The organism is Aminobacter sp. P4_H6_2 (assembly GCF_056400805.1).
Genome location: NZ_JBFUKO010000167.1, coordinates 1 through 9238, shown reverse-complemented (window position 1 = coordinate 9238; position 9238 = coordinate 1). Strand labels below are relative to the sequence as shown.

The following is a 9238-nucleotide window of genomic DNA, read 5'->3' as shown; positions in this document are numbered from 1 at the left end:
GGCTCAACCAGGGCTCGTGGATCGACTACGGCATGTTCTTGCAGAACATCATGATCGCTGCGCGGGCGCGGGGATTGCACACCTGCCCGCAGGCGGCGTTCGCGCCCTATCACCGCCAAATCAGGCCGGTGCTCGGCATCCCCGAAGAAGAGGTCGTGGTCTGCGGCATGGCGCTCGGCCATGAAGACACGTCGAAGCCCGAGAGCACCTTCCGCACCGATCGGGCGCCGCTGGAAGAGTGGGTTCAGTTTTTGAAGTGAGGCGAGGTCAGGTGCTCGTCCGTTTGCTGAAATAAGCGCAGCATTCCATTTCGACCTGTGCGCCGAGCGCCAGACCGTTCACGCCAAATGCCGAGCGCGCAGGCAAGCGGTCCGGGTCGAAATAGCCGATATAAACTTTGTTGAAGTCGGCCCACTTGGACATGTCGGCGAGCATGATCGTGCACTTGAACACGTCGGCGAAGCCGAGCCCGTTTTCCCTAAGCACGATGGCAATGTTCTCCATCGTCTGGCGCGCTTCCGCTTCCATGCCGTCGGACACGAGTTCGAGTGTTCCCGGGCAGTTGCCCAGCGCGCCCGAGAGATAAAGAATGTCGCCAACGCGCACAGCCTGGCCGAACGGCAGCTTGAGGGTCTTGGCGTCAGGCGAATTGATGAATTCCATCGTCGTTTCCTCCCTCAGGACATGTTGCTCAAACTGCTGGGTGATCAGCGCACCTCGTAGCCAACTTCGTCCGAGGCGTGGCACAGCATCTTCCAGAACGAGCGGGCGAACGAGCGGAAGACGTAGAGGTCAAAGTTGTCGGGTCCGCTGCGCTGGATCTGGGTGAAGATGTCGTGATGGGTTGTCGAGATGCCTGACCCTTGCGGGAAGGCGGCGAGCGCAAAATCGATAGCGAAGAGTTTTGCCAAGACCCATTCCGCCTTTGCTCCGGTGATGCGGAGTGCCGTACGGCCATGCGACAGGTCGGTGACGGTTCCGACCGTGGAGGCGACCTTGCCGGCTAAGGTCGTGTCCAATCCCTCCGACGTATCGGTGACCAGGAATTTGCCCGGCGCGAAACCGAAGGCAGCGTATCGTTCCGATGACGCACYAGCGCCAGCGCCGTCGGCCAGCTTGAGGCCGGTGATCGAGCTGATCGCTGCCATCAGCTTCTTTTCCTCGCCCGGCCAGGCCGCGAGCTGGACGATGGAGCCCGGTGCGATCTCCGAAAGGGTCACGCCGACACCATCGACGAAATTGCCGTGGGAGCCGGGCCGGAACACGGGTTCGAGCGGTGAAAGCTGCTCAACCATGCATGCGCTTCCCTTCGGGGTCGAAGAAATGGTGACTGACGATCTCGACCGGCCCGAAGCGGTTGCGCAGCGGATCGGAAACATGGGCGCGCTTGCCGTGACGCGACTTGCCGCCGGAAACCAGCGCCAGCGCGATATATTTACCAAGCGCGGGCGAGAAGCAGGCAGCGGTGATGTGCCCGAGCGAGCCATGCGGGTTTTCGGTGTCGATCTCCGCCACGATATGGGCGCCGCCATTGAGCGGACGATTGTCGAGCGAGATCAGGCCGACCAGTTCGAGACGGCCTGAGGCGACGAGGCCTTCGCGGTCCATCATCGCCGAGCCGATGAAGGGCTTTTTCTTCGACAGCATCCAGCCAAGATGCAGGTCGCGCGCCGAGGTGCGGCCATCGATCTCGGCACCGGTGACGTGGCCCTTTTCGATGCGCATCGTGCCCAGCGCCTCAAGCCCGTAGGGCACCATGCCGAACGGCTTGCCGGCCTCGATCAGCGCTTCCCAGACGTGGGTGCCGTGGCCGGCACCTGAATAGACCTCGAAGGCCATCTCTCCGGAGAAGGACAGGCGGCAGATCATGRCGGGCGCGCCTGCGATCTCGCCATGGACAATGCCCATGAAGGGCAACGCCTCGTTGTCCACCGAGGTACCGGTGACGCAGGATGCGAGGATTTCACGCGCCTTGGGGCCGCCGATGGCCGCACCCGCCCACTGGTCGGTGACCGAGGTCAGGTGCACCTTGAGTTCGGGCCAGACGACGTCGAGGAAATATTCGAGATGCTGCATGACCTTGCCGGCATTGGCCGTGGTCGTGGTCATCAGGAAATCATGCTCGCCAAGCCGCCAGGTGGTGCCGTCGTCAAAGGCGAGGCCGTCCTCGCGCAGCATCAGGCCATAGCGCGCCTTGCCAACGGGCAGCGTCGAAAAGAGGTTGGAGTAGACGCGGTCGAGGAATTCGGCGGCGTCAGGGCCTTGCACGGCGATCTTGCCGAGTGTCGACACATCGACGATGCCAGCGGTTTGGCGGGTCGTCTGCGCTTCTCTGACATAGGCCTGTTCGATGGTCTCGCCCGGCTCGCCATAGATCATCGGACGATGCCACAGGCCGGCCGAATACATCGTCGCACCATTTTCGAGGTGCCAGTCGTGCATCGGCGTCAGCCGGTCGGGCTTGAGGTCGCCGAAGCGCTCGGCGGCAAGCGAGCCGACGGAGACCGGCGCGTAGGGGGGCCTAAAGCGCGTCGTGCCGACTTCGGGGATCGGCTTGCCCACAGCCTCGGCCATGATGGCGAGGCCCGGTACGTTGGAGCCCTTGCCCTGGTCGGTCGCCATGCCAAGCGTGGTGTAGCGCTTGAGGTGCTCGACTGAGACAAAGCCTTCGAGATGGGCAAGGCGAACGTCGTCAGCGGTCACGTCATGCTGGAAATCGACAAAGGCCTTGCCCCTGGCCCTGATCTCGAAGACCGGCGCGGGGCGCGGGTCGAGCGCTGCCGGCTCAACATCGGGCAATGTTCCGTTCTCAAGAGCAGGCTGCCCGGCGGCCTTGCGACCAGCTGCAGTACCTTCGGAAATGGCTTCGGCTGTCGAGAATGTGCCGTTAAATGCCCCCGCGCCGCACCAGCCTTTGCCAGCTTCCGGTGGCAGGAAGGCCTGCAGATCGTCGTCCCAGATTGGTCGCGCGCCGGCCTGGCTGGCGAGATGAATGGTTGGGGTCCAGCCGCCCGAGACGATCAAGCAATCGGCCGCGATGTTGCGCGTGCTGCCGGGTAATACGCCGGCGGCGATGGAAAAGGGCGCCAGCTTCACGCCTGTCAGCTTCTTGCCGCCTTCGGTGCCGATTACCGCATGGCCGGTGAGCAGTTCGGCGCCGCATGCCTGCGCGAGCTTGCGGCAGGCTTCAGAGATGTCCTGGCGCAGGTCGGCGATGGCGACGATGGTGACGCCTGCCTTGTTGAGAGCGGCGGCAGCGCGATAGGCGCTGTCATTGTTGGCGAAGACGGCGATCTTGTCGCCCGGCACAACGCCATACTGGTTGGCGTAGCGCATGGCGGCACTGGCCATCATCACGCTTGGCCGGTCATTGCCCGGAAACACCAGAGGCCGCTCAAAGGCGCCGGTGGCGAGCACGACATTCTTCGCCCGAATGGTCCAGTGGCGATGACGCGGCGCGCCCTTCGAGGAAGATGCCTTGTGATCTCCGACGCGTTCGATGGCGGCCAGCGTGTTGCCGTCGTAGTCGCCCCAGACGGTGGTGCGCTTGAGCAGGCGGACGTTGTCATGGTCCCTGAGCTCGCCGACGATGTCCGATGCCCATGCGGCGGCCGGCTCGCCATCGATGGTCTCGCCGGACCAATTGGCCGAGCCGCCGAAAGACGGGTCTAGTTCTGCGAGGATGACGCGCGCGCCCGATGTGGCGGCCTCGCGTGCCGCGGCAAGGCCGGCGGGGCCGGAGCCAACGACAAGCACGTCGCAGAATGCATTCATGCGCTCATAGCGGGATGGATCGGGGGTATGGCCAGCGCGACCGAGACCCGCCGCGCGGCGGATGATCTTTTCGCAGAGCATCCAGAACCGGGTGCCTTTGAGCGGACCGATCACCGGTCCCATGAAGGTCTTGTAATAGAAGCCGGCCGAGATGAACTTGCCACCGAGCTGGTTCACCGCGCTGACATCATAAGCGAGCGAGGGGAAACGGTTTTGGCTGACGGCGACGAGGCCGTCATGGATCTCGACCATTGTGGCCGCAGTGTTGGGTTCGCGCACGTCGCCGCGCAGCACCGTCACCAGCGCGTTGGGCTCGTCGATGCCTGCGGTCAGAACTCCGCGCGGGCGATGGTACTTGAACGAGCGGCCGAACAGCGAAACGCCGTTGGCAAGCAGCGCCGAGGCAAGGGTGTCGCCTTGATGCCCGGCATAGGCAGTGCCGTCGAAGGTGAAGCGGATGGTGCGCAGACGATCGATGCGGCCGGCCGATGGCGTGCGGCGCGGGCTCATGACTTGCCTCCCGTCTTGCGGCGCCCATGCGTAGGCGCGCCATGTTCGCGAGCAAAGCGCACGCTTGATATGTCATGGGTCAGCGTGTCGCGCACGACGGCAAGATGCGCGCGACAGCCGCCGGCATGCTGCCAGATCTCGTTGTGCGCCCCCGCCGGGTTCAGCCGGTCATAGACGTATGCGTTCCAGGCCTCGGGATCGGTCGAGGTCGGGTCGGGGCGTTTGCGGTTGCCGTCGCCTTGATAGGCGAATTCGGAGACATCGCGCGGACCGCAATAGGGACAGGTGATCAGCATGAGTACTTAACCTAATGCAACCGTGGCGTCGGGCCCTGGCCCTTGTCGTCGATGACGGTGCCACGGCTGAAACGGTCGAGCGTGAATGGCGCGTTCAACTCGTGCGGCGCGTCCCTGGCGATGGTGTGGGCGAAGCAGAAGCCGGAGGCGGGCGTTGCCTTGAAGCCGCCGTAGCACCAACCGCAATTCAGATATATGCCGGGCAGGGGGCCAGCGGTGATGATCGGCGAGCCATCCATCGACATGTCGCAGACCCCACCCCATGACCRCAGCACGCGCACCGGCGCAAGACTTGGGAACAGCGCGACCATCTCGCTCATCACCTCTTCGACGATGGGCAGGTTGCCGCGCTGGGCATAGGAATTGTAGCCGTCGAGGTCGCCGCCATAGATGAGACCGCCCTTGTCGGACTGGCCGACGTAGAAATGGCCCATGCCGAAGGTGAGCACCGTGTCGAGGAAGGGTTTTAGCGATTCCGACACGAAGGCCTGCAGCACCTGGCTCTCGATTGGCATCTTGTCGATGCCTGCGAGTTGCATCACGCGGCCCGTGCTGCCGGCAACGGCGACCGCCACCTTCCTGGCCCGGATCTCGCCTCGGTTTGTCGCAACGCCAACCACGCGGTCGCCATCGCGGAGAAACCCGGTGACTTCGCAATTTTCGATGATGTCGACGCCGCGCCGGTCGGCACCTCGGGCATAACCCCAGGCGACAGCATCATGACGGGCGGTGCCGGCACGTTCCTGCATCAGCCCGCCTATGATCGGGAAACGCGCCGACTGCGACATGTCGAGGCCTGGAACTCGGCGGCCGATCTGGGTCGGGGTCATCAGTTCAGCATCGACGCCGAGATGGCGCATGGCGTTGCCCTTGCGCGCGAGATCGTCGAGCTGGCCGGGTGTGTGGGCCAGGTTGAGCACGCCGCGCTGGGAAAACATCACATTGTAGTTGAGGTCGTGGGACAGGTTCTCCCACATCTTCATCGAGTGTTCGTAGAAACGCGTGTTCTGCGGCAGCAGGTAGTTGGAGCGGATGGCAGTGGTGTTGCGGCCGACATTGCCGGAGCCGAGATAGCCCTTTTCAAGCACCGCCACATTGGTGATGCCGTGCTCCTTGGCGAGATAGTAGGCGGTCGACAGCCCATGTCCGCCCCCACCAATGATCACCACGTCATAAGTTGCCTTGGGGCTTGGCTTGCGCCAAGCCGGCTTCCAGTCGCGGTTTCCGCTGAGCGCGTTCTTGAGAAGCGAAAAGGCCGAATATTCCGCCATCCTGCAAATCATCCTTTGGGCTGTGTGCGGACACTATAGGCAGCTTCTCCAGATCAAAGCCAATATTCCGCCATTGCCTTTCGTTAGGCCGACTTTTGAATCGCCCGGTCTAGCCCCCGACTTGCCCGGGTGGATCAGCATCTTTATCAATGGCGCGCCTTGCCAATTGGCAAACAGACCGAGAGTCGCTGACAAATCATGTTTTTCTCCGCAGTCCGGCGCATCGGCGTCACCCTGTTCATCCTTGCCGCGGCGCTTTTCTCGCAGGCGGTCGCGCAGGATCTCGGCAAGTCGCCAACCGGCGTGATCGCCGACCAGCAGGAGGTCATCGCCGGCCTCTCCAGCAAGGTCGACGCGCTGCAAAAGAAGGTGGAAGAGAATTCGGAAGATGATGCCGGACTGGTCGATATCCGCCTTCAGCTCGAGGAATTGTCACGCAGTTTGCTGCAAAGCGCCGTCGCCTTTCGTCCGCGCATTGCCGAGATCAACGCGCGCCTGGAGCAGCTGGGCAAACCGCCGGCTGAAGGCAAGCCGCCTGAAGCTGCTGTCGTCATCAGCGAGCGCGAAAGCCTGACCGCTGAAAAAGCCGAGATCAATGCGGTGCTCGGTGTTGCCGAGAACCTCTCGATCCGGATCAACAAGCTCAACGGCCAGATCACCGAAATACGCCGCGATTTGTTCCAGAATCTTTTGACCAAACGCTACGAAATCAACTTTGCCTTGGCCTTCGAGGTGATGCAGGCCTTCAAGGCCGAGATGACCGATCTCTACAGCACCGTCTCGTCCTGGGTCCGCTTCGTCGTCAGTTTCAAGCTCAAGTCGATGCTGGCCGCGACCTTTTTTGCCCTGGCCGCCGCCGCCGTCATCATCATAGGCGGACGGCGCATGTTCGGCCGGCTTTTCGAGGCTGACGCCAGGGTCGAGGAGCCGTCCTATCTCAGCAGGCTTTCGGTGGCCTTCTGGTCGACTCTGATGCAGACGTCGGCGCTCGTCGTCTTCCTCGGTGTTACCTACTTTTTGTTCGACTATTTTGCGGTGCTGCGCGGCGACATCGGCTCGATGCTGTCGTCACTGTTCTACGTCATCGCCGTTGTCTTCTTCGTCTCGCGGCTGGGTATGGCGGTGCTGTCGCCCAAGCTGCCCAACTGGCGGCTGATCCCGGTCGAGAGCCGTGCCGCGCGCTGGCTCATGCTGCTGATCATCGCCACCGCCTTGTTCACCGGCCTCGATTACTTCTTGAGTTCGGTCTACCAGGTGCTCGGATCGCCGGTCGCACTTACTGTCGGCGAAGCACTCGCATCGACCGTCATCATCGGCGTGCTTGTCGTTCTGATTGGCCTGGTCAAGCCGTTCGTCGGCGAAGATGGCCATCCGAAGCCTTGGCCCCGTCTGATCCGGTACGTGCTGCTTACGTTAGGCGGGGTCACCATAGTGGCGGCCTTGCTGGGCTATATCGGTCTGGCGCGCTTTGTCTCGCAGCAGATCGTCGTTACCGGGGCAATCCTTGCCACCATGTATATCGGCTTCCTGTCGTCGCAGGCGATCAACGAGGAAGACGCCTTCATCAAGACGACGGTCGGCCGGCGTATCAAGAGGATGTTCACGCTTGATGACACGACGCTCGACCAGCTTGGGCTTGTATTCAGTATCATCATCAACCTTCTGGTGCTGGTCGTCGGGGTGCCGCTGATCCTGTTCCAGTGGGGCTTCCAGCCGGGCGACATGGTCACCTGGCTCTACCGGATCGGCGCCGGTTTCCAGATCGGCAGCTTCACTTTCTCGCCGGTCGGCATCCTCTCGGGCATCCTCGTATTCGCGATCGGCTATTTCCTGACGCGCTGGTTCCAGGGCTGGCTCGACGGTTCGGTGATGGCGCGCGGCAAGGTCGACGCCGGCGTGCGCAACTCGATCCGCACGGCCGTGGGCTATGCGGGCTTGGCGCTGGCGGGTCTGATAGCGATCTCGGCCGCAGGCCTCGATCTATCGAACCTGGCCCTGGTCGCCGGTGCTCTCTCCCTCGGTATCGGTTTCGGCCTGCAGAACGTCGTCTCCAACTTCGTCTCGGGCCTGATCCTGCTGGCCGAGCGGCCGTTCAAGGTCGGCGACTGGATCGTGGCGGGTGCCGTATCGGGCACCGTCAAGAAGATCAGCGTGCGCGCAACAGAGATCGAGACCTTCCAGCGCCAGTCGGTCATCCTGCCAAACTCGGAACTGATCAACAGTGCGGTCGGCAACTGGACCCATCGCAACAAGCTCGGACGCGTCGACATCAAGGTCGGCGTCGCCTACGACAGCGACGCCAAGCGGGCGCATGAAATCATGCTCGACGTCGTGCGTTCGCATCCGATGATTCTGAAGAACCCGGAACCCTTCGTGCTGTTCGCCAATTTTGGCCCAACCGCGCTGGAGTTTGAGATCAGGTTCTTCCTTGCCGACCTTCTGGGCAGCAACACTGTCCAGAACGACGTCCGTTTTGCTGTCATCGAGGCGTTTGGGCGTGCGCATATCGATATCCCATCGACGCCGCGCGCTCATGATGCCAAGCCTGCCGAGAAATGGCCGGCCGACGACGAGCAGGTTGAAGCCCAAGTGGCGGAAGTGGAAGAAGCACGCAGCAAGCGTGCTGCCGAAGCCACCRCTGGACGCAAGCCTGGAAGATCCAAAAAGCCCGATCCGGAATAAGTACGACGCGCGTAAAGCAATTGTGGCATGAACAAGGCATTCAGTTGCCGTTCAGCTTCGGACTCATATAAGCTCCCTTGCAAACGGCGAGAATGCCTTGCGAAAATGAACAGGGGCGGTGGAAACACCGAGTGCAGAATGAACAGGTTTCTTGTCGCCTCAGGAGCGCTCTTCCTGGCCATGTCGGGCGCGGCGTATGCCGCGAGCGCGGTTAACCTCGACTCCGAGCCGCGTACACTGATCGTCACGGAAGGCGGTTCCAAGACGGAACTCGCACTTGCCGCTGGCGAAACCGTTGAGTTCTGCTCGGACGGCTGCTTCGTGACGATGCCCAATGGCGACCGCGAAGCGTTGACCGGTGCGGAAACAGTAGAGATTTCGGGCGGCGTTGCTCGCATCAAGTAAGTTCGCGCGACAACTCTTGCGAATTGATCGAAGAGGCCGAGAGAACGCCCGGCCTTTTCTGTTGTCTGCTAACACTTGCTTAAGCATGACTGATAATATGCACGGCGCGCGCGTCGCATTCGGCGGCCATTTTAACCATCCCGAATCCTGCAGTCCACTATAGCCGAGAGGCTCGGGTGGTTCACGCCATCTGGCTAGGGCAGGGGCAGGCATTCGATGGACGCGCGTTCAGAAAACAGGGCAATACCGCTCGCTGTCGATCTCGACGGCACACTGATCGCGACCGATCTGCTTTGGGAG

The 9238-nt window shown here is 62.3% G+C and carries 8 protein-coding genes; 3 read left to right on the top strand and 5 right to left on the bottom strand.

Annotated elements, in window-relative coordinates; genetic code table 11:
* The coding region (locus tag AC1DUU_RS14130) for a nitroreductase (protein ID WP_476784042.1) at window positions 1-260 on the top strand (260 nt) is incomplete at its 5' end.
* Window positions 261-267: 7 nt separating this feature from the next.
* Here the strand turns inward: AC1DUU_RS14130 and AC1DUU_RS14125 are convergent.
* Genes AC1DUU_RS14125 through AC1DUU_RS14105 form a run of 5 tightly spaced genes read right to left on the bottom strand, consistent with a single transcriptional unit; the run spans window position 268 to window position 5851 of the window.
* Window positions 268-663 carry a Rid family hydrolase gene (locus AC1DUU_RS14125; protein ID WP_476784041.1) on the bottom strand — a complete coding sequence of 132 codons (396 nt, stop codon included), beginning with the start codon at window positions 661-663 and terminating at the stop codon, window positions 268-270.
* Between the two features lie 44 nt (window positions 664-707).
* Window positions 708-1295 carry a sarcosine oxidase subunit gamma family protein gene (soxG, locus tag AC1DUU_RS14120; protein ID WP_476784040.1) on the bottom strand — a complete coding sequence of 196 codons (588 nt, stop codon included), beginning with the start codon at window positions 1293-1295 and terminating at the stop codon, window positions 708-710.
* The gene (locus AC1DUU_RS14115) at window positions 1288-4284 is read right to left on the bottom strand and encodes a sarcosine oxidase subunit alpha family protein (protein WP_476784039.1); all 2997 of its coding nucleotides are present in this window, start codon (window positions 4282-4284) and stop codon (window positions 1288-1290) included. Before AC1DUU_RS14115 ends, soxG begins: the two co-directional genes overlap by 8 nt.
* Window positions 4281-4580 (bottom strand): sarcosine oxidase subunit delta, encoded by a 300-nt coding sequence (locus AC1DUU_RS14110; RefSeq protein ID WP_476784038.1) that lies wholly within the window; start codon window positions 4578-4580, stop codon window positions 4281-4283. The genes AC1DUU_RS14115 and AC1DUU_RS14110 overlap by 4 nt, the downstream gene beginning before the upstream one ends.
* Before the next feature lie 11 nt (window positions 4581-4591).
* Complete coding sequence (locus AC1DUU_RS14105; protein ID WP_476784037.1) at window positions 4592-5851, bottom strand: sarcosine oxidase subunit beta family protein; 1260 nt, start codon at window positions 5849-5851, stop codon at window positions 4592-4594.
* A 198-nt stretch (window positions 5852-6049) separates the two neighbouring features.
* Between AC1DUU_RS14105 and AC1DUU_RS14100 the strand changes: the two genes are divergently transcribed.
* A complete protein-coding gene (locus AC1DUU_RS14100; RefSeq protein WP_476784036.1) occupies window positions 6050-8533 on the top strand; it encodes a mechanosensitive ion channel family protein in 2484 nt (827 codons plus the stop codon).
* Between the two features lie 138 nt (window positions 8534-8671).
* Window positions 8672-8938, top strand: a complete 267-nt coding sequence (locus tag AC1DUU_RS14095; protein ID WP_476784035.1) for a hypothetical protein — start codon at window positions 8672-8674, stop codon at window positions 8936-8938.
* Window positions 8939-9238: the final 300 nt, after the last annotated feature.

Bases quoted from the DNA above. Each gene is read 5' to 3' on its own strand.
- AC1DUU_RS14125 (WP_476784041.1), bottom strand. From the start codon at position 663: ATGGAATTCATCAATTCGCCTGACGCCAAGACCCTCAAGCTGCCGTTC.
- AC1DUU_RS14110 (WP_476784038.1), bottom strand. From the start codon at position 4,580: ATGCTGATCACCTGTCCCTATTGCGGTCCGCGCGATGTCTCCGAATTC.
- AC1DUU_RS14095 (WP_476784035.1), top strand. From the start codon at position 8,672: ATGAACAGGTTTCTTGTCGCCTCAGGAGCGCTCTTCCTGGCCATGTCG.